Source organism: Micromonospora sp. WMMD729 (genome assembly GCF_049315225.1).
Lineage (GTDB): Bacteria > Actinomycetota > Actinomycetes > Mycobacteriales > Micromonosporaceae > Micromonospora.
Genome location: NZ_CP186059.1, coordinates 1,507,428 through 1,531,018 on the forward strand (window position 1 = coordinate 1,507,428; position 23,591 = coordinate 1,531,018).

A 23,591-nucleotide genomic window follows, 5' to 3' on the forward strand; every position below is an offset into this window, starting at 1 on the left:
CCATGGCGACGAGGCTGGTGCAGATCAACATGAAGGCTCGGGACGAGGCGGCGCTCGGTGCCTTCTGGGCCGAGGTGCTCGACTGGGAGATGTCCCGGGAGGGGCCCGGCGTGGTCAACCTCGAACCGAAGGGCTTCAGCTATCCCGATCCGGTCGCCGTCTGCATCGACATCGTCGTGACCGACGAGCCCAAGACGGGCAAGAACCGCGTGCACCTCGACCTGGCCACCACCTCGGCGGCCCATAAGGCCGAGGTCGTCGCGCGTCTGCGGGACCTCGGCGCGACGCCCGTCGACGTGGGCCAGGGGGACGTGTCGTGGACCGTCCTGGCCGACCCGGACGGCAACGAGTTCTGCGTGCTGGACTGGCATGACCCGGACCAGGACACCGGCCCGATCGCCTCGGTGGTGGTGGACTGCGCGGACCCGAGGGCCATGGTTCGTTTCTGGGGCGAGGCGATGGACTGGACCGTGCACCGGGTGACCGACGACAGCGCGGTCCTGCGGTCGTCCCGGGGCGTGGGTCCGTACCTGCAGTTCCTGCGCACGCCCGACGTGAAGACCGGGTGGAACCGCGTCCACCTCGACCTGCGCCCGTACCCGGGTGACGACCTCGAGATCGAGGCGGCGCGATTGCGCGCTCTCGGCGCCACCGACATCGACCTCGGCGACAGCAGCATCCCGTGGAAGGTCTTCGCCGACCCGGAGGGCAACGAGTTCTGTCTCCTGACGCCGAGGTGATCCGCACGGCAGCACCGCGCGCCGATCGCCGTACCGATTGACTTTCGATAGGTAACGAGCGAAACTCGATGCATGTTTGTTGAACGTCGAGCGGTGTCCGCTCTCCGAGTGTTCCTCGTGGTGCTGTTCGGGGTCCTGGTCCTCTTCCAGACCCTCTCGCTGCCGGGGCAGTTCGCGCACATGGCGCAGGAGTCGCCGGAGGACGCGTACCTCCGGTGGCCGGCGACGATCGTGACGGTCTTCTGGGTGCTCTGCGTCCAGGTGGTGATCGTCGCGACGTGGCAGCTGCTCAGCCTGGTCAAGAACGACCGCATCTTCACCGAAGCGTCGCTGAAGTGGGTGGACGCCATCGTCTGGGCCATCGCCGCCGCGTGGGTGGTGCTGGTGGGCGTCTTCCTCTACGTGGGGTTCAACGCGAACGACCCCGGGCTGCCGCTCCTGCTGTTCCTGCTGACGGTGGGCGTCACCGTGCTGGGGCTGCTCATGGTGGTCATGCGCGCCCTGCTGCGGCAGGCCACCACGCTGCGGACCGACATGGAAGCGGTGATCTGATGCCCATCGTCGTCCGGATCGACGTCGAGCTGGCCAAGCGCAAGATGAGCGTCGGCGAGTTCGCCGAGCGCGTCGGGCTCACCCCGGCGAACGTGGCGGTGCTCAAGAACGGCCGGGCCAAGGCCGTCCGCTTCAGCACCCTCGAAGCGATGTGCCGGGTGCTCGAATGCCAGCCCGGCGACCTGCTCGAATGGATCGAGGAGGAGACCCCATGAGGTACGTCGTCGCCATCGCGGCCGTCGCCCTCGGCGTCGCCGCCGTCGTGTACGGAGGGGCCGACGACTCGCCGGGCCTCCAGCTCATCGGCGCACTGCTCGTCGTGGGCGCGATCGCCTTCGCCGTACGGACCGCCCGACGCGGCAGGTGACCGGCTTCCGACCGTCCTGGTAATAACGATCATGTAACGGGCGCGAACCTTTCCCCGTAGGTGACCTGTCTTGAAGGTCGTCGGCCCGCCAGGGCCAGGGGAGGCGTCGGATGAAGCTGGTGTGGAGGCGGGCCCGCGAGGCGCGGGGACTGCTGGTTGCCGCGGTGCTCGCCGCCTTGGTCGCCGTGGCGTTGGTCACCGGCCTGTCGGACTACAACCGACGCGCGGTGGACGCCGGACAGCGCGCGTTGGTCGCCGCGTCACCGGTCGAGGAACGCGGCCTGTTGATCACCGGCTCCGGTGGCCGCGACGCCGCCGAGTTCGCCAAGCGCGACGGGGCGGCGCGGGCGCAGTTCGCCGACGGGCTCGCCGGGGTTCCGGTCGCCGTCTCCGCCGCGCGGTACGGCACCGGCCGGGAACTGACCGGCGATCTCGGCTCGGTGCCGCGCAGCGGCGACGATCCGATCTTCGCCAACCTGGCCAGCCTCGACGGCCTGACCGCGCACGCCGAGCTGACGAACGGAGCGTGGCCCCGCCCCGGCGCGACGCCGCCCCAGGTGAGCCTGCCGGAGCGGGTCGCCACGACACTCGGCCTGACCGTCGGCGAACGGATCCCGCTGCGGGACCGCGCCACCGAGAAGGCCAGCACCCTCGTGCTCGCCGGCACCTGGCGTCCCCGTGACCCGGGCGAGGCGTACTGGCTGCTGGCACCCGGTGTGGGTACGGGCAGCGTCGGCTCGGCAACCTCGTACGGACCGTTCGCGCTGGACCCGGCCGACTTCACGACCCTCTTTCCGGGCTCGGTGACGGCGTCCTGGCTGGCCGAACCGGACCTCGGCGGCGTCGACACCGCCGACCTGCCCGCCGTTCGGGCCGCCGCGAGCGCGGCCGCGGACGCGGTGCCCGAAGCCGCCGAACTGGGCAGCTCGGCGCAGGTCGCGACGAAGATCGACCGGCTGCTGGACCGGATCGCCCGGGCCGACCTGGTGGGTCGCTCCGCGCTGGCCACCCCGCTGCTGCTCATCCTGGTGCTCGGCGGGTACACGCTGGTGCTGGTCGCCGCGCTGCTGCACGAGGACCGTCGTCCGCAGACCGCGCTGCTGCGCGCCCGGGGCGCCGCCCGCGGCCAACTCGCCGGCCTGGCCGCCCGGGAGGCGACCCTGGTGGTGGCGCCGGCCGCCCTGCTCGGGCCGGTGATCGCCGCCGAGGCGCTGCGGTTCGTCCGGCCCGGCGGCGCGGCCGAACTCTCCACCGCCGGCGGTAGCACCACCCTGATCTGGGCCGCGGCCGCCGCGACGGCGGCCGGCTGCCTGGTCGCCATGGTCGCCCCGACACTGCGGGGCGCCGGCACGTACGTCGCCGACATGGCCGCCCGGTCCCGGCCGAACCGGTCGGCGAGCATCCAGCGCGCGAGCGTCGACCTGGTGCTCGTCGCGCTCGCCGTGCTCGCCTGGGTGCAGCTCCGCCGGTACGCCTCACCGCTCGCCGGCTCGAACGGCCGCCTCGGCCTGGACCCGCTCCTGGTCGCCGCCCCGACCCTCGGCGTGCTGGCCGGCGCCGTGCTGGCACTGCGGGTGCTCCCGCCGCTCACCCGGTTCGCCGAACGGTTCGTGGACCGGCGGCCGTGGACCGCCACCATGCTCGGCATGTGGCAGGCCGGCCGGCGTCCCCACGCCGGGCCGGTGCTGCTGCTCGCCCTCGCCGTCGGCGGCAGCACGCTCGCCTGGTCCCTGGTCAGCACCGGCGAACGCTCCCAGGTCGAGCAGGCCGGCCACACGGTCGGCGCGGACCTGCGGGTGACCGAGCGCGGCGGCGCCGCCCCGATGACCCGGGCCGGCGAGCTCGCCGCGCTGCCGGGCGTACGCCAGGCGCTGCCGGTCTGGCGCGACGAGGTGCGGGTCGGCCGCGGTGACCTGCCCGTCACCGTGATCGGCTTCGACACGGCCGGCGCGCCGGGCGTCGTCCGGCTCGCCGACCGGCTCAGCGACGAGCCGGTGTCGACGCAGTACCAGCGGATGACCGCCGCCCGGGGCGCACCCGCCGGCCTCGACCTGCCCGCCGGCACCCGCGCGATCACCGGTACGGCCCGCACCCCCGTGAACCAGGCCGTCCGGCCGCTGAAGATCGCCGTGTCGCTGCTGGTCACCAGCAGCGACGGGTCGGCCTTCCGGCTGCCGGCCGTCAACGGCACCAGCGACGGAGCGGCCGCCCCGTTCACCGTGCGGCTACCGGACGTGGGTGGCGCGCGACTGCGGCTGGCCGGCTTCGAGGCCGACGGCGGAAGGGACGCCGGGAACTCGTACCGGCTCCAGGTGGACGGACTGACCGTGGTGGGCGCGGACGGTGCCAGGAAGCCGGCCGAGCTGACCGGGGCCTGGAACGCCATCGCCGGCGGTAACCCGCCCGGCCCGGCGCGGTCCAGCGCGCGGGGCGTCGTCGCCGACTATCCGGTGGACTCGGTCTCCGGCGCACAGTACGGCTTCTACCCGCCCACCCGGTTCGCCATCGTGCCCGCCGGGCAGATCGCGCCCGTACCGGTCCTCATGACGCCCGGGGTACGCGACGCGATGAGCCTGCACACCGGCGACACCTTCGACCTGCCCCTCGCCGGCGCGTCCGTGCCGGCCCGGCTGATCGGTGAGCTGGAGTCGGTACCGACCACCTCGGGCGAGGGCGTACTGCTCGACCTGCCCGCGGCGGTCGAGGCGCTGGTCCGCGGTGGAAACGTCCGCAGCACACCCGAGTGGTGGATCGGCGCCGACGACCCGGCGGCCGCCACCCGCGCCGCCGGTGAACTGACCGGCGTCACCGTCCTCGACCGGCGGGCCGAGATCGAGGCCGCCGCCGACGACCCGTACTGGCGGGGTTCCCGCACCGGGATGCTCGCCGCCGCGCTCGGCACGGTGCTGCTCGCCCTGGTCGGCCTCATGGTCGACGTGTGGGCCACCGCCCGGCGTCGGCTGAGCGAGTTCGCCGTGCTGAACACCCTCGGCGCGACGCCCCGGCTGCTGGCCCGGGCGCTGCTGGCCGAACAGACCTTCCTGGCCGGTATCGGCGTCGGCGTCGGACTGCTGCTCGGCGCCGCGGTCGGGGCCACCATGGCCCCGCTGGTCATCCTCACCCCGGCCGCCGGCCGACCGGTGCCCCCGGCGGCGTTCGCGCTGCCCTGGGTGCCCATCGGCCTGACCGCGGTCGGCCTGCTGCTGGCGGCGCTCGCCTTCAGCGCGTTCATCGCCACCGGCATCCGTCAGCGGGTGGCGGCGGTGCAGCTGCGAATCGGGGGAGAACGATGAGCGTCGGTGCGGCCGCCCGCCGGGTCCGGGCGTACGGCGGGCAGTTCCTGCTTCTGGCGGTGCTGACCCTGGTGGTCACGCTGCTGGTCAGCGGGGTGCCCCGACTGGTCAACCGGACCGCCGAAGAGGGTCTACGGGCGCAGCTCAACAGCGAGTCGGCTGACCGTCGGGATCTCAACTACGCCACGGGGGAGGTCGACACCGCCGCCGCGCCGGTCATGCCCGGAGCCCGCAAGCAGTTCGACACCCTGGTCGATCAGATGCCACCGCAGGTGCGCTCCGCCATCACCGACCGCTGGTTCAGCGTGGACACCGTCCCCAACCGGGTGGTCGGCCCCGATCTCAAGGCCCGCAACCTGCTGGTGAACCTCGGTCTGCGCGCCATGCCCGGCATCCAGGAGGAGAGCACCCTCGTCGAGGGCGCCTGGCCGAACGAAACCTTCGTCACCGGCCGCCCCATCGAGGTGGCCCTCGACGCGGACGTGGCGCGCAAGCTGAACCTGCGCGTCGGTAGCCGGCTGAGCCTCGGTCGGCCCGACGACGCCACCGTCAAGCCGGCACCCATGCTGGTGGTCGGGCTGTTCCGACCCGTCGACCGCGCGGACGGTGCCTGGGGCGGGCTGCCGCAGGTGCTCCAGGTCGTCGAACCGGAGGGCGACGGCGAACCCCTCATCGCCGTCGGCGTGGTCGCTCCGGTGGTCCTCGACAAGGGGGCAGCGAGTGGCTGGCTGGTCCGGACACAGTGGCGTTACCGGCTCGGCGTGGACCGGCTCGACGCGCGCCAGCTCGACCAGACGATCGAGGGCCTGCAACAGGTGCAGCGCACCGTGCCGCCCGGTCTCACGTTGACGCAGGCGGTCGACATCCCGCTGCGCGCGTTCGCCGCCCAGGTGAACTCCGCCCGGACCCTGCTAGCTGTGGTCGGCGCGGGACTCCTGGCCACCCTCGCCGGGCTCATCCTGCTCGCGGCGGCCCTGTCCATCCGTCGACGCCGCTCGGAGTTCGCGCTGATCCGCGCCCGTGGTGGCGCGGCCACCGCCGGCGCGCGCCGCAGCCTCGCCGAGTCACTGCTGGTGGTGCCGGTTGCGGCGGCGCTGGGCTGGTGGCTGGGCACCCTGTTCCCCGGTACGCCCGATGCGACCGCGCCCTACGCGGCCGTGGCGACCCTGCTGGTGACCCTGGCCCTGCCACTGGCCACGTTGACGGTGCGGGGCGTCGGCGCGGCCCGGCGGGACCTGGTCCGGATGCGTCCGTCGACCCGCCGGCTGACCGTCGAGGTCTTCCTGCTGCTGCTGGCCGGGCTGGCCGCCGTGCTGCTGCGCCGGCGCGGGCTCACCCTCGGCGAGGTCGACCCGCTGCTCGTGTCGGTGCCGGTGCTGCTCGCGGTCGCCGCGGCGGTGCTCGCGCTGCGCGCGTACCCCTGGCCCTTGTTGCTGGTCAGTCGGTTCGCCGCGCGGACCCGCGGCAGCGTGGCCTTCCTCGGCACCGCGCGGGCCGGTCGTTCGACGGTCGCCGCGCCGCTGGTCGTCGTGGTGCTGGCGATCGGCACGGCGGCCTTCTGCGCGGTCGTCGCCGCCGGCGTCGACGCGAGCCGGGGCCGGGCCGCCGAGCGGGTCGTCCCCGCCGACGCGCTGATCCGGGGCGAACGCTTCGCCCCGGACACGGTCGACGCGCTGAACGGTCTGCCCGGCGTCCGGGCCACCACGCCGGTGCTGATCGAACGGGACCAGCGGCTGGCGACCGACGAGGTCGGCACCGATGCGCGGATCGGCCAGACCATGGTGCTGCTGGTCGACGGTCCCGGTCTGGCCCGGGTGACGAACGAGTCCGGGGTGGACGTGACGGTGCCGGACGCGCTGCGCACGGCCCAGGCCGTACCGGGGGCGCTGCCCGCGATCGTGTCGCCGGCCGTCGCCGCCGACCTGGCACGGGCGGACCTGCGGGATTCGGCCTTCGTCTCGGTGCAGGGCCAGCGGTACGAGTTCCGGGTGGCCGGCACGCAGGACAGCTTCCCCGTGCTGCCGGCGGACACCGACCGGTTCGTCATCCTGCCCTGGCAGGCGCTGCCGCCACGGGCCACCACACCGGCGCCGACCAGCCTGCTCGTCGCCGGCGACCAGCTCGACGCGGAGGCGCTGCGGCAGGCCGGTGACCAGGGTCAACTGCGCTTCCAGCAGCAGGGGGCGGTCACCGGCCGGGAACGGCCGCTGGGGGTCACCGTCGACACCCGAGCGGGCGTACGGCACCAGCTCGGCGACGGCGGCGCGAACGGTGTGCTGGCCTTCGGGTTCGTGGGCGGTGCCGTCGGCGGCACCGTGCTCGGCCTGCTGGCCATCGCGTTCACCGTGCTGGCGGGCGCGCGGGCCCGGGGGCAGGTGCTGTCCCGGCTCCGCACCCTCGGCCTGTCCCGCCGGCAGTGGCGTGGACTGCTGCTGGTCGAGCTGACCCCGCTGGTGGGGATGTCGGTGCTGACCGGGGCGCTGGTCGGCGCGGTGCTCCCGCTGGTGCTCAACCCGGTGCTCGGCCTGACGGCGTTCACCGGCGGCGTGCCGGTCCGGGTGGCGTTCGAACGCGGGCTGGTCGTCGCGGTGGTCGCGCTCGGCGCGGTCGCCCTCGGCTTCGCGGTCGTCGTCGAGGCCTTGAACAACCGCCGGCTGCGCCTCGGTGAGGTGCTCCGGCTCGGAGAGGAGAGCTGAGATGACCGCTACCGCCCAGAGTGCCCCCGGGCCCGACCTGGCGTCCCTGCAACAGCGGGCCGCGCAACGCGCCGCCGAGCGGGCCGGCGGGCAGGACCGCCTGCGGGGACACATCGTCTGTGACGGCCTGGTGCGCATCTTCAAGACCGAGGGGGTGGAGGTGGTCGCCCTCCAGGGGCTCGACCTGGTGATCGACCGGGGTGAGCTGGTGGCGATCGTCGGTGCGTCCGGCTCGGGCAAGTCGACCCTGCTCAACATCCTCTCCGGCCTGGACACGCCGACCGCCGGCATCGCCCGGGTGGCCGACTACGACCTGCTCTCGCTCTCGGCGAAGCGCCGGCTGAGCTACCGGCGGCAGCTGGTCGGGTTCGTCTGGCAGCAGACCGGCCGTAACCTGCTGCCGTACCTCAGCGCGGTGGAGAACGTCGAACTGCCGATGCAGTTGGCCGGCAAGCGTTCCGGGCGGGCCCGCCGGGAACGGGCGCGGGAACTGCTCGACCTGGTCGGCGTCGGCTACGGCGCGGACCGGCGGCCGGGTCAGCTCAGCGGCGGCGAGCAGCAGCGGGTCGCGGTGGCGGTGGCGGTGGCCAACGATCCGGAGGTGCTCTTCGCCGACGAGCCGACCGGTGAGCTGGACGAGGCCACCGGCGCCGAGGTCTTCGAGGCACTGCGCACCATCAACGCCGAGCTGGGCGTGACCATCGTGGTCGTCACCCACGACCACGCCGTTGCCACGCAGGTCCGCCGGACCGTCGCGATCCGCGACGGTCGAACCGCTTCCGAGGTACGGCGGACCGCGCGGGTCGGTGCCGACGGCAACACCGAACTGGTCAGCGAGGAGTACGCGGTGCTGGACCGCAACGGCCGGATGCAACTGCCGGCCGCGTTCGTCGACGCGCTGTCGCTGAAGGAGCGGGTCCGGCTCGATCTGGAGCCCGACCATGTGCAGGTACGGCCCGGTGACCGGGTCTCGGAGGAGCGGGAGGCACGGGCGTGAACCAGCAGGACATGGCGGTCGCGGGAGCGGCATCGACGGTTGGTGGGCCGGGTGCGCCGCCCGTCGAGGTGGTCCGGGTCAGCGGGGTGAGCCGTACCTTCGGCCGTGGTGAGCACGCCGTGCAGGCGGTGCGGGACGTCTCGTTCACCGCCGACCGCGGTGAGCTGGTCGCCATCCGGGGTCGCTCCGGGGCCGGCAAGACCACGCTGCTGAACCTGGTCGGCGGGCTGGACCGGCCGGACAGCGGCCAGGTCGTGGTGGCCGGGCACGACGTCAGCTCGGCCGGGGAGGCCGAGCTGCTGCGGCTGCGCCGCGGCACGGTGGGGTTCGTTTTCCAGACCTTCGGGCTGGTGCCGATCCTCTCCGCCGCCGAGAACGTGGGTGTGCCGTTGCGGTTGGCGCAGGTCCCGGCAGCCGAGCGCGAGGAGCGCGTCGCGGTGCTGCTGGAGCTGGTCGGTCTGGGCGGGCACGCGGCCCAGCGTCCGTACGAGCTCTCCGGAGGCCAGCAGCAGCGGGTCGCCGTGGCCCGCGCGCTCGCCAACGAACCCGACCTGCTCATCGCCGACGAACCCACCGGTCAGCTCGACTCGGAGACGGGCCGCTCCATCATGGACCTGCTTCGCGCGGTGGTGCACGCCCGGGGCATGACGGCCCTGGTCGCCACGCACGACCCGGCTCTGATCGACCTCGCCGACCGGGTCCTCGTCCTGCGCGACGGGCGCCTGGTCGACGGCTGACCAGCGCCCGCCGCCTGCGCTGGCCCGTGGCCTGTGCGGGCGGCGGCTGGTGGGCGGCGGCTGGTGGGTGGGCGGCGGCTGGTGGGCGGCGGCCTGTGGTTGGTGGGCAGCGGAGGGCCGGTGGCTCGCGGACGGCCGCCTGTGGGCGGGGCCGTCAACCCGGTCACGGAGGACTACCAGGTCTGTTCGCTTCCTGTCGAGCTGCCCCAGATGCGGGGCGCCCTCGGTGGCGGCCGGTGCCGTCCCGGGGGTTGGGTCAGCGGGTGCTGTGCCAGTGGGTGCTGTGCCAGTGGGTGCCGTTGTGAGCGGTTGGCGTGGGCGGGCCTCGCGCCCGGCCGATGGCGTGGTTCGCCGTGCCCCAGATCTGGGGCAGCTCGACAGGGCGTCGACGATGCGGTCGGTGGCCCGGCGGGCCGCGCCGGGCGTGCAGTGGCAACCTGGGACCCGAGCCGCCGGTCACTCGTCAGGGGCCGCCGCCCTGCCGGCGCTACCGACGGGCCGGCAGGGCGGCGGGCGGCCTGGCGTCTCGGGCAGGTAAGAGCGGAAGCCCGGTCAGAGCGGGAGCTTCATGCCCTCGTGGCTGGCCTTGAAGCCGAGGCTCAGGTAGAAGCGGTGCGCGTCGGCGCGGGACTTGTCGGTGGTGAGCTGGACCAGGGCGCAGCCCCGCTGCCGGGCCTGGTCGATCGCCCAGACCATCAGCTCCCGGCCGAGGCCCTGGCCGCGCCGGTCGGAGCGTACCCGGACCGACTCGATCAGCGAGCGCTCGGCGCCGTGCCGACCCAGCCCCGGGATGTAGGTGATCTGGAGGCAGCCGACCAGCTCGCCGTCCTGCTCGGCGACGATCAGGAAGTTCCGCGAATCGGCGCTGATGTCGGCGAACGCCCGCTCGTAGGCCTCGTCGACCTGGGTGAAGTCACGGGCCTTGCCCAGGACGTCGTCGGCGAGCAGGGCGATGACGGCGGGCAGGTCCGCCCGGACCGCCTCCCGGAAGATCATGTCACTCATGCCGGTCAGCCTGGCACAACGTCACTTGGCCGGGCAGCGTAGCCCCTGCGCGGGCACGGTGAGGTCAAGCAGGTACGCGTCGACGGCCCGCGTGATGCAGGAGGTCTGCGGGTACGCGGTGTGCCCCTCGCCCTCCCAGGTGAGCACCCGGCCCACGCCCAGCATCGAGGCGAGACGGCCGGTCTGCTCGTACGGAGTTGCCGGGTCGCCGGTCGTGCCGACCACCACGATGGGCGGCGCGCCGTTGGCCCGACCGGTCGGGTACGGGTCCCGGTCGCCCGGCCACTCGACGCAGCTGAGCATGCCGACGGCGAGCGCCGGGCCGAACAGCGGGTACTTCGTGCGCCACTGCGACTGCAACTGGCGGATCTGCTCGCGGCTCGGCTTCTCGGTCTCGTCGGCGCAGTTGATGGCGAGGTTGGCGTCGAAGAGGTTCGAGTAGTGCCCGTCGCTCTCCCGTCCGGCGTACGAGTCGGCGAGCCGGAACACGTCCTTCGGGTCGCCCTCGGCCAGCCGGTCGATGGCGCGCGCCAACTCCTGCCAGCCCGACTCGGTGTAGAGAGACGAGATCACCGCGTAGAAGACCCAGCCCGCGGTGGCCTCCCGGCCGTCGTCGCCCCGCACCGGGGAGACGTTCGCCTTGTCGATGGCCGAGGTCACGGCGGCGCGGGCGTCCGGAGCGATCGGGCAGCGCGCGGCGTTGGCGGCACACCAGCGGGTGAAGTTGTCGAACGCGCGCTCGAAGCCGCGGGCCTGGCTCTCCGAGCCGGCGATCAACCGCTGCTGCGGGTCGACCGCGCCGTCGAGCACCAGCGCGCGTACCCGCTGCGGGTAGAGCTGGGCGTAGATGGCGCCGAGCAGCGTGCCGTAGGAGTAACCCAGGTAGGTCAGCTTGTCGTCGCCGACGGCGGCGCGGACCGCGTCCATGTCCCGGGCGGCCTGCTCGCTGCCGTACAGCGGCAACTGGTCTCCGTAACGGTCCCCGCAACCCCGCCCGATCCGCTGGCTCAGCCCGGCGAACCCGTCGAACGACGCCTGGCTCTGCGGATCCGGGTCGTAGCCGAAGCTCGCGTCCAGGTCGGCGTCGGAGATGCACTTGACCGGACTGGACCGGGAGACACCGCGCGGGTCGAAGCCGACGATGTCGAAGCGCTCGGTGACCGAGGTGGGCAGTCCGCCGAACTGGGTGCCGAACGAGAGGTAGACGGCGGTGTCCACACCGGAGCCGCCCGGACCGCCGGGGTTGACCACCAGCGAGCCGATGCGATCGTGTTGCCGGGTGGACCGGGCCCGCAGCAGCGCGATCTCGAAGGTCTGGCCGACGCCCGGCCCGGTGGTCGCCCCGCTGCCGGTGCCCCAGTCGCGGGGCACGGCGATCCGCGCGCACTCGTAGCGCATGTCCGGCGCGCCCCGCCCCACCAGATCCTCGGCCACCTCGGGACAGGGCCGCCAGGTGGCCGACGAGCCGGCCGGGGCAGCCTCCCCCTGCACCTCGGTGCGCGGCGCGAACGCCGGCAGCGTGCAGCCGGCGGTGAGCAGGGCGGCCACGGCGAACGCGACGAGGCGGTGACGGACCCGGCGACCGGGTGCCATCCGAGGGTGGTCGGCGGTGCGGCTCACGTGATCCTCCGGTCTCGGGTCGACGGTCAGGCTACGCCGGACCGCTGGCGGCCCGATCCAGGGTGACCGTCGGGTCGCCGCGCAGCACCTGGTCCACGTCGAAACGGATCGGACGGTCGAGCTGGTCGTAGCGGCAGGAGCGGGGATCGCGGTCGGGTCGCCACCGGACGAACTGGGCGGTGTGCCGGAAGCGGTCACCCTCCATCGCGTCGTAGCCCACCTCGACGACCAGCTCCGGGCGCAGCGGCTCCCACTCCAGGTTCTTCGTGCCGGTCCACCGGCTCACCCCGCCCGGGATGCGCTGGCCGCGTTCGTGGTCGCCGTGCACCCACGGGTGCTCGCCGCCGGTGTCCCGGTAGGGAGCCAACTCCTCCAGCAGCTCGGCGCGGCGGGCCATGCTGAACGACGCGCTCACCCCGACGTGGTGCAGGACGCCCGCGTCGTCGTACAGGCCGAGCAGCAGCGAGCCCACCACCGGACCGGACTTGTGCCAGCGGAAGCCGGCCACCACCGCGTCCGCGGTGCGGGCGTGCTTGACCTTGAACATCAGCCGCTTGCCCGGCTCGTACGGCAGGTCGGCCGGCTTGACGATCAGCCCGTCCAGCCCCGCGCCCTCGAAGACGTCGAACCACCGGCGTGCGGTCTCCGGGTCGGTGGTGACCTGGGTGACGTGCACCGGCGGACGCACGTCGGCCAGCGCCTCGACCAGGCGTTCCCGGCGGCGCGGGTACGGCTGGTCGAGCAGCGCCTCGTCACCGAGGGCCAGCAGGTCGAAGGCGACGAAATCGGCGGGCGTGGTCTCGGCCAGCAGCTTCACCCGCGACGCCGCCGGGTGGATGCGCTGGGCCAGCAGCTCGAAGTCCAGCCGTGGCTGGCCGGACGGCCCGTCCCGCCGGATCACGATCAGCTCGCCGTCGACCGCGCACCGCTCGGGCAGCTGCCGGAGGGCCTGCTCCACCACCTCGGGGAAGTAGCGGGTCATCGACTTGCCGCCCCGGCTGGCCAGCTCGACCTCGTCGCCGTCCCGGAACACGATGCACCGGAACCCGTCCCACTTGGGCTCGTACGTCACACCGGGCGTGGTGGGCAGCTTGGCGACGCTCTTGGCCAGCATCGGCTCGACCGGAGGGTTGATCGGCAGGTCCACGGCGACCAGTCAATCAGACCGCACCGACAGTCGTGAGGCAGATCACCGCCGGTGCGGTGGCGGCGTGTCCGCCCGTGCGCCCCTCGTCCCGCCCGGGCGAATCAAATAACCGCAGGTCAGAGCTAGTTTCGCGGGATGGCCGAGTGGGTCTGTGACTGCTGCGGACGGTGGCGGGTGAGCGTCGAGCTGATCCGGGGTCGCTACCGCTACCGGCTGACCCGTCGATATCCGCAACGGTTCGGTGGCGGCCGGGACGTGCTCGGCGAGGTCGCCACGGTGCCCGAGCTGGAAGAGCTGCTGCGTCGGCGTACCCCGTTGAGCCTGGCCGACCTGCGCGAAGCCGCCTGATACGACGCGGCCGGCGGACCCACGGCCCGATCGATGATCGGACCGGCCGGTGGATGCCGCAGTCACCCTCCGCAGGGCAGCGTCGTCGGCAGCAGGTGGCGGCGCCGGACGGCGCCGCCGGGGAAGGGGACGCGATGCGGTTCGAAGCGGACACGGAGATCGACGCGGACGCCGAGCGGGTCTGGGCGGTGCTTGTCGACGTTCAGCGGTGGCCGGAGTGGACGGCCTCGGTGACCCGGGCCGAGCGGGGTGAGCCGGGGCCCCTGGCGGTCGGCGCGACCGCCCGCCTGACCCAGCCGAAGCTGCGCCCGGCGGTGTGGCGGGTCGTCGAGCTGACCGAGGGGCGGGAATTCACCTGGGTCTCCGACGTCCCGGGCGTGCGCACCCGCGGCGAGCACCGGGTGCTGCCGTCGCCCGACGGACGTACCCGGGTCGAGGTGGCCGTCGACCAGTCCGGACCGCTCGCCGGGCTGATCGGCCGGCTGTACGGCGGCCTGCTGCGCCGCTACGTCAGGCTGGAGGCCGACGGGCTCAGGCGTCGCTGCGAGCCGTGACGGCCGGTTTCTCCAGCACCGCCAACGGCGTGCCGTTCGGATCCGGGCGGTGTGCCACGATCCGGTAGCCGTGCCGTTGGTACAGCGTGAGGTTGCGGGCGCTGTCCGCCCCGGTGAAGAGGGTGAAGCGGGCGGCGCGGCCGGCGCAGGCCTCCTCGATCGCGGCGAGCAACCGTGCCCCGACACCGTGGCCCTGCCGGTCGGGAGCGACCGACAGGCGGCCGACGTGCGCGGTGTCGCCGACCAGGTGGGCACGCACCGAGCCGATCAGCCGGTGCCCCGCCCGGGCGACGAGCACGATGGTCGGGCCGGCCAGCACGGCCGCGACCTCGTCCAGGGTCTCGGTCAGCGGCGGCAGGAACGGTTCGCCGTAGTGCTGCGCCTCGCTCAGGTACGCCGCACGCTGCACGGTGAGGATCTCGCCGGCGTCCGCGACGCCGGCGGGGACGATTGTCGCCTCGACGCTCATCGGGGCAGCACACCACAGCCGCCGCCGACACCGACCGGCGGCCCGGCCGCTGCCCGGCGGCCGGGAAGCTGTTTCAGAACCGGGCGAACGAGCGGATCGGGGCGCGCGGCCCGTACTTCGGCGCCTGGATGCCGGCGGCCTCCAGCAGCAGACACACCCGACCCCGGTGCCCCCGGAACGGCTCCAGCAGGGCCAGCATCCGCGCGTCGTCACCCCGGGGCTCACCGGCCAGCGCCCAGGCCACCGTGTTCGGGATGTGGAAGTCGCCGACGCTCACCGCGTCCGGGTCGCCGTAGGCGATCCGGACCACCTCGGCGGCGGTCCACGGGCCGATGCCCGCGATGGCGGTCAGCCGGCGGGTCGCCTCGGTCGCGTCGACGCACCGCTCCAGCCGGTCGGCGAGCGCGGCGGCCCGGCGCAGCGTGTCGGCCCGGCGCTGCTCCACGCCGAACGGGTGGAACACCCAGTACGGGGTGGCGGCCACCGCGGCGGCCTCGGGCGGCAGCAGCAGCGGCTGTAGCGGGCCGGGCGCCGGCTCGCGGAAGTGCCGCACGGTGGCCGCGTACGCCCGGTACGCCTCCTTGCCGGTGACCTTCTGCTCGAAGACCGCCCGCAGCAGCCGGGGGAAGACCTGCCCGGTGGTGGGCATGCGCAGTCCCCGGTGCTCCCGGGCCAGCCGGGCGACGAGCGGGTGCGCCGCCGCCAGCTCGGCGAAGCCGGTCAGGTCGTCGTGCAGCCCGGCGATCCGGTCGGCGCGCTCCACGACGTGCTCGGCGCCCGGGCCGTACCCCTCGGCGAGCAGATCGCCGCCCGCCGGCCGCAGCGCGAGGGTTGCCGGACCGTGCGGGGTGCGGGTCGCCCACCAGAAGGTGCCGGCGGCGATGCGCGCGCACGGGTCGTACGGGCTGAAGGTCAGCGCGCGGACCGACGCGGCCAGCCGGTAGCCGACCGGCGGGTGCAGCACCCGGGTCGCGGCGGGTTCGGTCTCGGTCACCCTGCCACTCTGCCAGGTGACGCGGCGGTGCCGGTCGTCGCCGTCGGCCGGAATGCTCCGGGTACGGCGGTGGCCGGTCGCGCCCTCTGCGGCTGCGACCGGCCACCGTGCCGTGGCGGTGTCGGGATCAGTAGGAGTAGCCCGAGCCGCCCGCGTCGCTGGACCCGCTGTCGGCCGGCGGCGCGACGGCCTTCGGCGTCGAGGTGGGCAGGCAGGTCAGGTTCTTCTTGCCGTTCTGGTCGACCACGAACCAGGTGCCGCCGACGGCCTGACCCTTCCACTGGCCGGGCTTCTTGTCGCCGATGTACCGGTAGACCGGCCAGCCGCCGATGGTGAGCTGACGGGTGCCGTCCTGGCGGGTGACGCTGCCGACCTTGTCGTCGGAGAGGCCGGTGAGCTGGGGGTTCCCGTCGGTCAGCGCGGGCGGCCAGACCTGCGCGCACTTGTCGACGCAGTTCGACGCGGGCGGGTCGGCGGTGTCCTTGTCGAAGCGGTACAGGACCCAACCGTCCTGGTCCGTCACGACGTTGCCCATCCGGGCGATCTTCTTGCCGATCAACTGCTCGGTCAGGTCGACGTCCGCGGGCGGCGGCGCGTCGGCGACCGGCGCCTCCGCGGATGCCGACGCCTCGGGCTCCGCCGACGCGGTGGGCTCGGCCGCGGCGACGGCGACCGGCTCGGCCGCGCTCGAGTTCGCCCCGTCGTAACCCGCGGGAGCGCAGGCCGTTAGTGCGACCATCGCGCTCGCGACGATGACGGTCCGCTTCATCTGTGCCACGTGCCCTCCTCATTCTTGGCAGTTCACCCATAGGTACGGCGGGCGGGCTGTCAAGGTTGAAGAAGTAACAGTGGTCAATTTCACGAGTTTTGATTGAACCGAACCCGGCGATCATCCGTATCGCCCGACACGGGCGCTCGGGCAGAAAAACGAATCGACGCCGGCCATTTGGCAATGACCGGCGTCGACGATGGTACGCGACCCTACATGGGCACCGTGACCAGCGGACTCGCCACCCCGTTACGGTCGACCGACTGCACCTGGAGCTGCTTGATGTCACTCGTCAACGCGGACGTCGACGCGCTCAGCTCAAGACCCTGCGGGCGACTGTTCGTCCCGTAGCCACCGTCCGGCACCGACCAGGTCGAAATCACCTCCGTGGTGGAGTTCTTGCGTACCACCACCAGTCGGCAGGTACGCGGGCCGGGCAGTTTCCGCAGACTGAAGTTGATGCGGGTGCCGTACTCCCGCTCGATGAGGAACATGGTCGTCTGGACGCCGGTCGTCGGATCGGTGGCGTCGACCTGGTCGCCCTCCTCCTCGGTGCCGCCGACACCCGGACCGCTCGGCGGCGCGGTCGGCGCGCTCGTCGGCGGGTCGTTGACGCCGGCGGTCGCCGTCGGCTCGGCGAGCGTCCCCGGCGCCTCGTTGCCGGCCACGCTCACAAAGCCGTAACCCGTCAACCCGCCGAAGACCACCACCGCCGCGGCGGTCGCGAGCATCTGACGAAACCTGGTCCGTCGCCGGTCGGCCCGGACCGCGACCAATGTCCGGTCCAGCAGCGCCGGATCGGTGGCGGTCTGCTCCAGGGCCATCATCGTCTCGCCGTCGATGCCGGAGAGCAGGCCCACCACCGGCACCATCGTCTCCAACTCGGCCGCGCACGCCCAGCACGCGGCGAGATGCTCCTCGAACCGCTCGGTGTCCTGCTCGTCGAGCACGCCGAGCGCGTACGCGGCGACGTCCATATGGTCTGGCCGGCTCATTCTGTCACCCCCCGCTCCTGCAGAGCCGTGCGCAACGCGCGCAGCGCGTAGTAGACCCGCGACTTGGCGGTGCCCAACGGAAGCCCCAACTCCTCGGCCGCCTCCGGCACCGTCCGCCCCCGGAAGTACGTCGAGATCAGGATCTCCCGGTGCGACTGACTCAGCGTACGCAGCGCGTCCGCCACCGTCATCGTGCGCAGCACCCGGTCGGTGCTGTCCGCCTCGGCGAACGCGGTCAGGTCCCGGTCGTACGTCTCCGGCGGCCGGGCTTCCTGGCTGCGGTGCTCGTCGATGGCGATCCGACGCGCCACCGTGACCAGCCACGGCCGCAGCGAACCCTGCCCCTGCGCACCGAGGCGGTGCGCGTTGCGCCAGGCCCGCAGCAGCGTCTCCTGGACGATGTCCTCCGCGCGCTGCCGGTCCCCCCCGGTGAGCCGCATGACGAACATCAGCAACGGGCCGGCGTGCTCGGCGTAGAGCAGCCGGATCAACTGGTCGGAGTGGCTGGCCTCGGTTGTCGTCGCCTGGTGGCGCCCGGGCGCCGGTCGGGGCGTCACCGGACCATTTTGGCGAGACGTGGCGCGGGCGTCGACCCCCCGGGCAGACGAGGTCGACCTCGACGACGAGCGCGCGGACAACCAGTCCGCGCGAACCGCGTCGCCATGCCAACCGGCCGCCACCGCATGCATGCAGACCTCCGGGATGTCCGTGACCAACGCCGCCCCCACAAGGCGGGCCGCCCGGTGGTACGCAGCGACGCGCCGAGCGGATCAACGAACCCCGAAAAAATTTGCGGCGACCCGCGCGCGGTCCCCTGTGGCGGTCAGCGGCGGACGGAGAACAGCCCCGGCGGTGGCGGATCCGAGCCGGTGGCATCCGCGTCGCGCACCACCGCCGCCCCGCCGGCGAAGCGGTCCAACTCGTCACCGGCCACCACCCGGCCGGGAAACCAGTCGCCGGCCGCCCGCCGGGTCAGCGCGGGCACCGGGGGCACGGTCCGCCCGGCGACCAGCACCAGATTGCCGTACCGGCGACCGCGCAGCACCCCCGCGTCGCCGACCAGGCAGGCCTGGGGCAGCACCGAACGCACCGTGGCGACCTGGCTGCGCGCGTACCGCAGCGGCGGGCCGTCGGCCAGGTTCGCCAACATCCAGCCGGCCGGCCGGAGCACCCGGGCCACCTCGGCGGCGTACTCCACCGACGTCAGGTGCGCCGGGGTGCGGGCGCCGGCGAAGACATCGGCGACCACCACGTCGTAGCTGGCGTCCCGCGTCGAGGCCAGCACGGCCCGGGCGTCCTGCACGCGGACCCGCAGCCGGGCGTCCGCCGGCCAGGGCAGCACCCGACGCACCAGCTCCACCAGGGCGCCGTCCACCTCGGACACCCGTTGGGTCGAGCCGGGCCGGGTCGCCGACACGTACCGGGGCAGGGTCAGCGCACCGCCGCCCAGGTGCAGCACCCGCAGCGGCTCGCCCGGGGGCGCGACCAGGTCCAGCGCCGCGGCCAGCCGTCGGACGTACTCGAACTCCAGGTGCGTGGGGTCGCCCAGGTCGACGTGCGACTGCGGAGCGCCGTCCAGCAGCAACGTCCACGAGCCGGGCCGGTCCGGGGACGGCACCAGCTCGGCCAGACCGGTGTCCACCTGCTCGACCACCCGGTCACCCGCTCGTTTGCGCCCCACTGCGACCCGCCCGCTCAGCGACCGACGCGCGCCGCGGCGGTCAACGCGCGGTGCAGCAGCCGGGAGTCGCCGAGCAGCGCGCGCAGGCGGCGCTCCAGACCGGCGATCGGGATGAGGTTCTGTGGCGCCCGTGGGTCCTTGTACGGCGTCGAGGCGAACCGGGGCAACGTGACCAGCGACAGGTCGGCCAGATCGATCGCCGCCTCCACGGGCAGTTCGGTGGAGCACTCCACCCGGACGATGCCGGCCCACGGCGCGCCCACGGCCACCGGCAGCCGCAGATACCACGACCAGCCACCCCAGGGCGTGCCCAACCGGAACACCGGTGACCGCTCGCCCGGCGCCAGGCCGGTCACCACCGCCGTCAGCCGGGCGTCCAGGTACTGGCTGTGCTGGGTCTTGATGTAGCCGAGCGTGCGCGGCAGATGGTGGCGACTGCGCAGCGGACCGTCCACCACCAACAGGTCACCGTCGACCCGGGCGGCGTCGGACACCGCCACCTCCAACGCGGTCAACGGGCCCTGCACCGCGGCCGGCAGCTTCGCCAACTCGCCGGTGCCACCCACCCGGTGCACCGGATACCGGATCGCGCCGGCCACCACGTCCCGCGCCGACGGGCTCGCCGTGAACAGACCCCGGCCCACCTGCGTGCCGGCCAACTGTGCCGCGCCCCGACCCAGGTCGCAGCGGACCACCCCGGCCGCGTACGACGCCGCCAGCCCCGGGAACGACCCGCCGTCCTCCTCCGCCGTCCAGATGCTCGCGTCGACCCGGCGGACCCCGTCGACCAGGAGCACCACATCCGGTGCCCGCACGTCGGCGCGTACGCCGATCGCCCGCCAGTCGACGGCCGGCAACTCCACGTCGACCTCGACCTGGGTGCTGCTCGGCGTGGCCGGGCCGGTGGCGGACGCCTCGAAGGACGCCCCGTACGACGGGTCCCACGCGTCGACGTAGAACGCCGCGTCACTCACCGGCCGGACCTCTCGTTCGCGACTGCGCTCACCGGCCCGTCCGTTCGACGCGCGCCGAGCGGGCGTCCTTGCGTACCTCGAAGCGGACCGGGATCCGCTCGGCCAGCGCCGCGACGTGGGTGACCACGCCGACCATCCGGTCACCCCGGGCGGCCAGGTTCTCCAGGGTGGCGGCCACGGTGTCCAGGGTGGCCGCGTCCAGCGTGCCGAAACCCTCGTCCAGGACGATCGACTCCAGGCTCGCCGCGGTCGTCGACATGCCGGCCAACTGCTCGGAGAGCGCCAACGCCAACGCCAGCGACGCCTGGAACGTCTCCCCACCGGAGAGGGTCCGTACGCCCCGGCGCAGCCCCGCGTCGTGGTGGTCGACGACGAAGAACTCGCCCTTGTCGTGCACCAGCTCGTACTGACCCGAGGACAGCTCCCGCAGGATCCCGGACGCCCCGTCGACCAACAGGTCCAACGCCTCCGCCAGCAGCCACCGCTCGAAGTTGTTGGCCCGCAGGTGCCCCGCGAGCGCCCGCGCCACCTGCGCCTCGCGCTCGTGCCCGGCCCGCTGTTCGCGCAACGCGCCGGCCTGCTCGCGGCGCTCGGCCAGCCGCCGTCGGTCGGCCTCGGCCCGCTCGACGGCGACGGTCGCGGCGTGCACCGGATCGTCGCCGACCGGCACGTCGGCCGCCGCGAAGATGTCCGCGATCCGCCGCTGCACCGCGTCGGCCGCCGCCTCGGCCTCGGCGACCAGCGCCGCGCGGCCGGCCCGGTCGGCCCGACGGCGCTCCGCCTCGGCCGTCGCCCAGTCGGTCAGCGCCGCCCACGAGGCCGCCACGTCGTCCCGGTCGGCGGCCGGCGGTCCGAACCGGGCCAGTGCGTCGCGGGCGGTGTCGAAGCCCTGCCAGGTCGTCCGCAGCCGCTCCTGCGCGGCGTCCACACCCGCACGGGCCTGACGGGCGCTGTCCCGGCCCGCCCGCACGGCGGCTGCCGCCTCGTCCAGGGCGTGTCGCAGCCGGGCGTGCTCGGCCACCTCACGGCGCAGCACCGCCGGCTCGGCCGCGCCCGCGAGCTGACCGGCCACCTCGGCCAGCCGGGCGTCCACCTGCTCCTGGCGGGCCCGGGCCTGCACCAGCAGCCGTTCCAGCTCGCGTGCCGCGGCGTCGCGCTGCTGCACCACCGCCTGGGCCGCCTTCGTGGCGGCCCGCGCCGCCTTGCCGGCCGCCGTCGCGGCGGCCACCGCCGAATCCGCCGGGACCGCCGGCACCCGGGCCACCGGCTGCTCGCAGACCGGGCAGGGCCCGCCCGGATGCAGGTGCGCCCGCAGACCGACCGCCAGGTCGGTGGCCTTCGCCTCCTCGTGCGCCCGGAAGGCCGCCTCCAACTCGGCGTCCGCCCGTTCGGCGTCCGCGCGGGCGGCGGTCAGCGCCGCCACCGCCACCGCGTGCTCCTCGTCCGCCGCGCGCACCGCCGCGCGGACCGTCTCGGCCTCGCCGGTCAGCCGGTCCCGCTCGTCGTACGCCCGCAGTTGCAGCCGCAGCACGCTCTCGTCGCCAGCACCGGCCAGCTCACCGCGCAGCTTCTCCTCACGCTCCTCGGCCAGCGACACCGCCGAGGCGGCCGCGTCGGCCTCGGCCCGCGCCGCGGCCACCGCGCGCGCCACCTCGGCCACCCCGCGCGGGGCGCGAACCCCGGACAGCACGCCCAGCTCGTCGTCGAGCGCGGTCAGGGCGGCCGCCGCCTCCAATGCGCGCTCCCGGGCCGCCGCCAGCTCGGGCATGGCACCGGTCACCGCGCCGGCCAACTCGACCATCCGGTCCACCAGGGCGTCGGCCTCGGCCAGCGCCTCGTCGTCCACCCCGGTCAGACCGGCGAGCACCTGGTCGACCGCGTCCAGCTTGGCTTCCGCCTGCGCCGCCCGGGCCGTGGCCCTCTTCTGGACGTCCTCGTAGACACCGAGACCCAGCAGGTTGACCAGGATCTGCTGCCGGGTGGCCGGCTTGGCGTGCAGGAAATCGGCGAACTGCCCCTGCGGCAGCACCACACAGCTGGTGAACTGCTCGTACGGCAGCCCGACCGCCTCCAGCACCGCCTGCTCCATCTCGGCGGGCGTGCCGGCGATCACCTCGCCCAGGTCGTCCGGGCTCAGCCCGGTGTCGAGCTTGGTCACGTCGAAGCCGGCCGGCATCACCTGCAACCCGGCGTTCGCGGTCTTGACGTTGCCCCGGCCGTCCCGGCGCACCACCCGGGTCGCCACGTAGCGGGCGCCCGCGGACTCGAAGACCAGCCGGACCCGGGCCTCGGTCGCCGACGGCGCGAGGGCGTTGGCCAACCCCCGCGCGCCACCCCAGCGGGGCACCGTGCCGTAGAGGGCGAAACAGATGGCGTCCAGCACGGTGGACTTGCCCGAGCCGGTGGGCCCGATCAGCGCGAAGAAGTCGGCGTCGGTGAAGTCGACGGTCGTCTCGTCCCGAAAGACCGTGAACCCGGCCATGTCCAGCCGCATCGGTCGCATCAGGAATCGACCTCCTCGAAGAGCTCGTCGAAGAGCTCCCGCACGCCCTCGTCGTCGTGGCCCCGGCTGTCCAGGTAGTCACCGAACAACTCCCGGGGAGAACGCCCGGACCGCTGCGCGATCCGCGTGCCGCTGCCCGGCGCCGCCAGCAGCTCCGGGTCGATCCGGATCTCCAACGCCCGGGGCAGCAGCTCCTGGACCTCCTCGCGCAGGCCCGCGCGGGGCTGCTCCCGGACGAACACCCGCAGCCAGGCGTCCGGCGTCTCGATCTCGGCGAGCTGCGCGAGGGTGCCGCGGACCGTCCGCAGCGCGCTCGCCGCGGTCACCGGCACCTCCCGCACCCGCGCGGCCGTGCTGGCGGTCACCTCGACGATCGTCACCGAGGGCACGTTCTCCTGCTCGCCGAAGTCCACGGCGAGCGGACTGCCGCTGTACCGCACCGGGCAGGGGCCCTCGACGCGCTGCGCCCGGTGCAGGTGGCCCAGCGCCACGTAGTGCGCCGTCGCCGGGAAAACGGTGGCCGGCACCGCGTAGCCGAGCACCGTGTGCGCGTCCCGCTCGCCGCCGCCCGCCGCCGCGCCGGTCACCGTCAGGTGGGCGGTGACCAGATGCACCCGGTCCGGCTCGGTGAAGCCCTCGGTGAGTCGGCCCAGCACCCGACCCAGGTGGTCGGCGTACGTCTGGTTGGCCTCGGCGGCGGTCAGCTCGTACATCTCCAGCGCGCGGATGGCGTACCGCTGGGACAGGAACGGCAGCGCGGCGAGCTGCCACCGCTCCCCACCGGCCGTGGTGCCGTCGATGACGTGCTCGGCCGGATTCTCGCGTACCCCGCCGCGCAGCGTGATGCCCGCGGCCTCGGCCCACGGGCGCAGCGCGTCCAGCGCGGGCCCGTTGTCGTGGTTGCCGCCGATCGCGACCACGTCCGCGCCGGTACGACGCAGCGCGGTCAGCGCCCGGGTGACCAGCCGGGTCGCCTCCGAGGTCGGCGCGGCCGTGTCGTAGAGGTCACCGGCGACGATCACCAGATCCGGCTGTTCGGCGCGGGCGATGTCGATCACCCCGGCCAGTACGGCCTTGTGCTCCTCGGCCCGGGACTGCCCCTTGAGCACCTTGCCGACGTGCCAGTCCGAGGTGTGCAGGATCTTCACAG

The 23,591-nt window shown here is 73.9% G+C and carries 22 protein-coding genes; 10 read left to right on the top strand and 12 right to left on the bottom strand.

Translation table 11 applies throughout. From position 1 onward, the window contains the following. Positions 1–2: 2 nt before the first annotated feature. From ACN263_RS06955 to ACN263_RS06990, 8 genes are all read left to right on the top strand, one after another. Entirely contained in the window at positions 3–740 is a 738-nt protein-coding gene (locus ACN263_RS06955) for a VOC family protein (RefSeq protein ID WP_422738991.1), read from the top strand. A gap of 93 nt (positions 741–833) precedes the next feature. Beyond that, positions 834–1,292 carry a DUF2975 domain-containing protein gene (locus tag ACN263_RS06960; protein WP_422738993.1) on the top strand — a complete coding sequence of 153 codons (459 nt, stop codon included), beginning with the start codon at positions 834–836 and terminating at the stop codon, positions 1,290–1,292. Next, the gene (locus ACN263_RS06965; RefSeq protein WP_151490317.1) at positions 1,292–1,507 is read left to right on the top strand and encodes a helix-turn-helix domain-containing protein; all 216 of its coding nucleotides are present in this window, start codon (positions 1,292–1,294) and stop codon (positions 1,505–1,507) included. Before ACN263_RS06960 ends, ACN263_RS06965 begins: the two co-directional genes overlap by 1 nt. After that, positions 1,504–1,659 (top strand): hypothetical protein, encoded by a 156-nt coding sequence (locus ACN263_RS06970; RefSeq protein ID WP_422738994.1) that lies wholly within the window; start codon positions 1,504–1,506, stop codon positions 1,657–1,659. Before ACN263_RS06965 ends, ACN263_RS06970 begins: the two co-directional genes overlap by 4 nt. A 110-nt stretch (positions 1,660–1,769) precedes the next feature. Next, positions 1,770–4,952: an FtsX-like permease family protein gene (locus ACN263_RS06975; RefSeq protein WP_422738995.1), complete on the top strand. Its 3,183-nt coding sequence runs from the start codon at positions 1,770–1,772 to the stop codon at positions 4,950–4,952. Continuing rightward, positions 4,949–7,648: a hypothetical protein gene (locus ACN263_RS06980; RefSeq protein ID WP_422738996.1), complete on the top strand. Its 2,700-nt coding sequence runs from the start codon at positions 4,949–4,951 to the stop codon at positions 7,646–7,648. Before ACN263_RS06975 ends, ACN263_RS06980 begins: the two co-directional genes overlap by 4 nt. Before the next feature lies 1 nt (position 7,649). Beyond that, complete coding sequence (locus ACN263_RS06985; protein ID WP_422738997.1) at positions 7,650–8,645, top strand: ABC transporter ATP-binding protein; 996 nt, start codon at positions 7,650–7,652, stop codon at positions 8,643–8,645. A gap of 11 nt (positions 8,646–8,656) precedes the next feature. Beyond that, entirely contained in the window at positions 8,657–9,382 is a 726-nt protein-coding gene (locus ACN263_RS06990; protein ID WP_422740618.1) for an ABC transporter ATP-binding protein, read from the top strand. A 552-nt stretch (positions 9,383–9,934) separates the two neighbouring features. Here the strand turns inward: ACN263_RS06990 and ACN263_RS06995 are convergent. From ACN263_RS06995 to ACN263_RS07005, 3 genes are read right to left on the bottom strand one after another with little or no spacing between them, the layout of a single operon-like run. Then, positions 9,935–10,387: a GNAT family N-acetyltransferase gene (locus tag ACN263_RS06995; protein ID WP_422738998.1), complete on the bottom strand. Its 453-nt coding sequence runs from the start codon at positions 10,385–10,387 to the stop codon at positions 9,935–9,937. A gap of 21 nt (positions 10,388–10,408) precedes the next feature. Beyond that, entirely contained in the window at positions 10,409–11,980 is a 1,572-nt protein-coding gene (locus ACN263_RS07000; protein ID WP_422740619.1) for an alpha/beta hydrolase, read from the bottom strand. 58 nt (positions 11,981–12,038) lie between these two features. After that, positions 12,039–13,154 (bottom strand): ATP-dependent DNA ligase, encoded by a 1,116-nt coding sequence (locus ACN263_RS07005; RefSeq protein ID WP_422739000.1) that lies wholly within the window; start codon positions 13,152–13,154, stop codon positions 12,039–12,041. 135 nt (positions 13,155–13,289) lie between these two features. Here ACN263_RS07005 and ACN263_RS07010 point away from each other — a divergent pair, with 135 nt between their 5' ends. Both ACN263_RS07010 and ACN263_RS07015 read left to right on the top strand, forming a co-directional pair. After that, positions 13,290–13,502, top strand: coding sequence for a hypothetical protein (locus tag ACN263_RS07010; protein WP_422739001.1), 213 nt, complete (start codon positions 13,290–13,292; stop codon positions 13,500–13,502). A gap of 134 nt (positions 13,503–13,636) precedes the next feature. Next, positions 13,637–14,056, top strand: a complete 420-nt coding sequence (locus tag ACN263_RS07015; protein ID WP_422739002.1) for an SRPBCC family protein — start codon at positions 13,637–13,639, stop codon at positions 14,054–14,056. On the opposite strand, the gene ACN263_RS07020 is transcribed toward ACN263_RS07015, so the two are convergent. From ACN263_RS07020 to ACN263_RS07060, 9 genes are all read right to left on the bottom strand, one after another. Beyond that, positions 14,034–14,525 carry a GNAT family N-acetyltransferase gene (locus ACN263_RS07020; RefSeq protein WP_422739004.1) on the bottom strand — a complete coding sequence of 164 codons (492 nt, stop codon included), beginning with the start codon at positions 14,523–14,525 and terminating at the stop codon, positions 14,034–14,036. The genes ACN263_RS07015 and ACN263_RS07020 overlap by 23 nt on opposite strands. 73 nt (positions 14,526–14,598) lie before the next feature. After that, a complete protein-coding gene (locus ACN263_RS07025; RefSeq protein ID WP_422739005.1) occupies positions 14,599–15,519 on the bottom strand; it encodes a DNA-3-methyladenine glycosylase family protein in 921 nt (306 codons plus the stop codon). A 127-nt stretch (positions 15,520–15,646) separates the two neighbouring features. After that, on the bottom strand, positions 15,647–16,297 hold the full coding sequence (locus ACN263_RS07030; protein ID WP_354863145.1) for a hypothetical protein: 651 nt from the start codon (positions 16,295–16,297) through the stop codon (positions 15,647–15,649). A gap of 203 nt (positions 16,298–16,500) precedes the next feature. After that, the gene (locus tag ACN263_RS07035) at positions 16,501–17,283 is read right to left on the bottom strand and encodes an anti-sigma factor family protein (RefSeq protein ID WP_422739006.1); all 783 of its coding nucleotides are present in this window, start codon (positions 17,281–17,283) and stop codon (positions 16,501–16,503) included. Then, positions 17,280–17,972, bottom strand: coding sequence for a sigma-70 family RNA polymerase sigma factor (locus ACN263_RS07040; protein ID WP_422739007.1), 693 nt, complete (start codon positions 17,970–17,972; stop codon positions 17,280–17,282). Before ACN263_RS07040 ends, ACN263_RS07035 begins: the two co-directional genes overlap by 4 nt. 134 nt (positions 17,973–18,106) lie before the next feature. Further along, on the bottom strand, positions 18,107–18,964 hold the full coding sequence (locus tag ACN263_RS07045) for a spermidine synthase (protein WP_422739008.1): 858 nt from the start codon (positions 18,962–18,964) through the stop codon (positions 18,107–18,109). 14 nt (positions 18,965–18,978) lie between these two features. Then, positions 18,979–19,938 (bottom strand): hypothetical protein, encoded by a 960-nt coding sequence (locus ACN263_RS07050; RefSeq protein ID WP_422739009.1) that lies wholly within the window; start codon positions 19,936–19,938, stop codon positions 18,979–18,981. Between the two features lie 28 nt (positions 19,939–19,966). Further along, positions 19,967–22,441, bottom strand: a complete 2,475-nt coding sequence (locus ACN263_RS07055) for an AAA family ATPase (protein ID WP_422739010.1) — start codon at positions 22,439–22,441, stop codon at positions 19,967–19,969. After that, entirely contained in the window at positions 22,441–23,589 is a 1,149-nt protein-coding gene (locus tag ACN263_RS07060; protein WP_422739011.1) for an exonuclease SbcCD subunit D, read from the bottom strand. Before ACN263_RS07060 ends, ACN263_RS07055 begins: the two co-directional genes overlap by 1 nt. Positions 23,590–23,591: the final 2 nt, after the last annotated feature.

Excerpts from the sequence above, each read along its gene's own strand:
- ACN263_RS06955 (WP_422738991.1), top strand. The coding sequence starts at position 3 with ATGGCGACGAGGCTGGTGCAGATCAACATGAAGGCTCGGGACGAGGCG.
- ACN263_RS06965 (WP_151490317.1), top strand. The coding sequence starts at position 1,292 with ATGCCCATCGTCGTCCGGATCGACGTCGAGCTGGCCAAGCGCAAGATG.
- ACN263_RS06970 (WP_422738994.1), top strand. The coding sequence starts at position 1,504 with ATGAGGTACGTCGTCGCCATCGCGGCCGTCGCCCTCGGCGTCGCCGCC.
- ACN263_RS06975 (WP_422738995.1), top strand. The coding sequence starts at position 1,770 with ATGAAGCTGGTGTGGAGGCGGGCCCGCGAGGCGCGGGGACTGCTGGTT.
- ACN263_RS06980 (WP_422738996.1), top strand. The coding sequence starts at position 4,949 with ATGAGCGTCGGTGCGGCCGCCCGCCGGGTCCGGGCGTACGGCGGGCAG.
- ACN263_RS06985 (WP_422738997.1), top strand. The coding sequence starts at position 7,650 with ATGACCGCTACCGCCCAGAGTGCCCCCGGGCCCGACCTGGCGTCCCTG.
- ACN263_RS06990 (WP_422740618.1), top strand. The coding sequence starts at position 8,657 with ATGGCGGTCGCGGGAGCGGCATCGACGGTTGGTGGGCCGGGTGCGCCG.
- ACN263_RS06995 (WP_422738998.1), bottom strand. The coding sequence starts at position 10,387 with ATGAGTGACATGATCTTCCGGGAGGCGGTCCGGGCGGACCTGCCCGCC.
- ACN263_RS07000 (WP_422740619.1), bottom strand. The coding sequence starts at position 11,980 with ATGGCACCCGGTCGCCGGGTCCGTCACCGCCTCGTCGCGTTCGCCGTG.
- ACN263_RS07010 (WP_422739001.1), top strand. The coding sequence starts at position 13,290 with ATGGCCGAGTGGGTCTGTGACTGCTGCGGACGGTGGCGGGTGAGCGTC.
- ACN263_RS07015 (WP_422739002.1), top strand. The coding sequence starts at position 13,637 with ATGCGGTTCGAAGCGGACACGGAGATCGACGCGGACGCCGAGCGGGTC.
- ACN263_RS07020 (WP_422739004.1), bottom strand. The coding sequence starts at position 14,525 with ATGAGCGTCGAGGCGACAATCGTCCCCGCCGGCGTCGCGGACGCCGGC.
- ACN263_RS07035 (WP_422739006.1), bottom strand. The coding sequence starts at position 17,283 with ATGAGCCGGCCAGACCATATGGACGTCGCCGCGTACGCGCTCGGCGTG.
- ACN263_RS07040 (WP_422739007.1), bottom strand. The coding sequence starts at position 17,972 with ATGCATGCGGTGGCGGCCGGTTGGCATGGCGACGCGGTTCGCGCGGAC.
- ACN263_RS07055 (WP_422739010.1), bottom strand. The coding sequence starts at position 22,441 with ATGCGACCGATGCGGCTGGACATGGCCGGGTTCACGGTCTTTCGGGAC.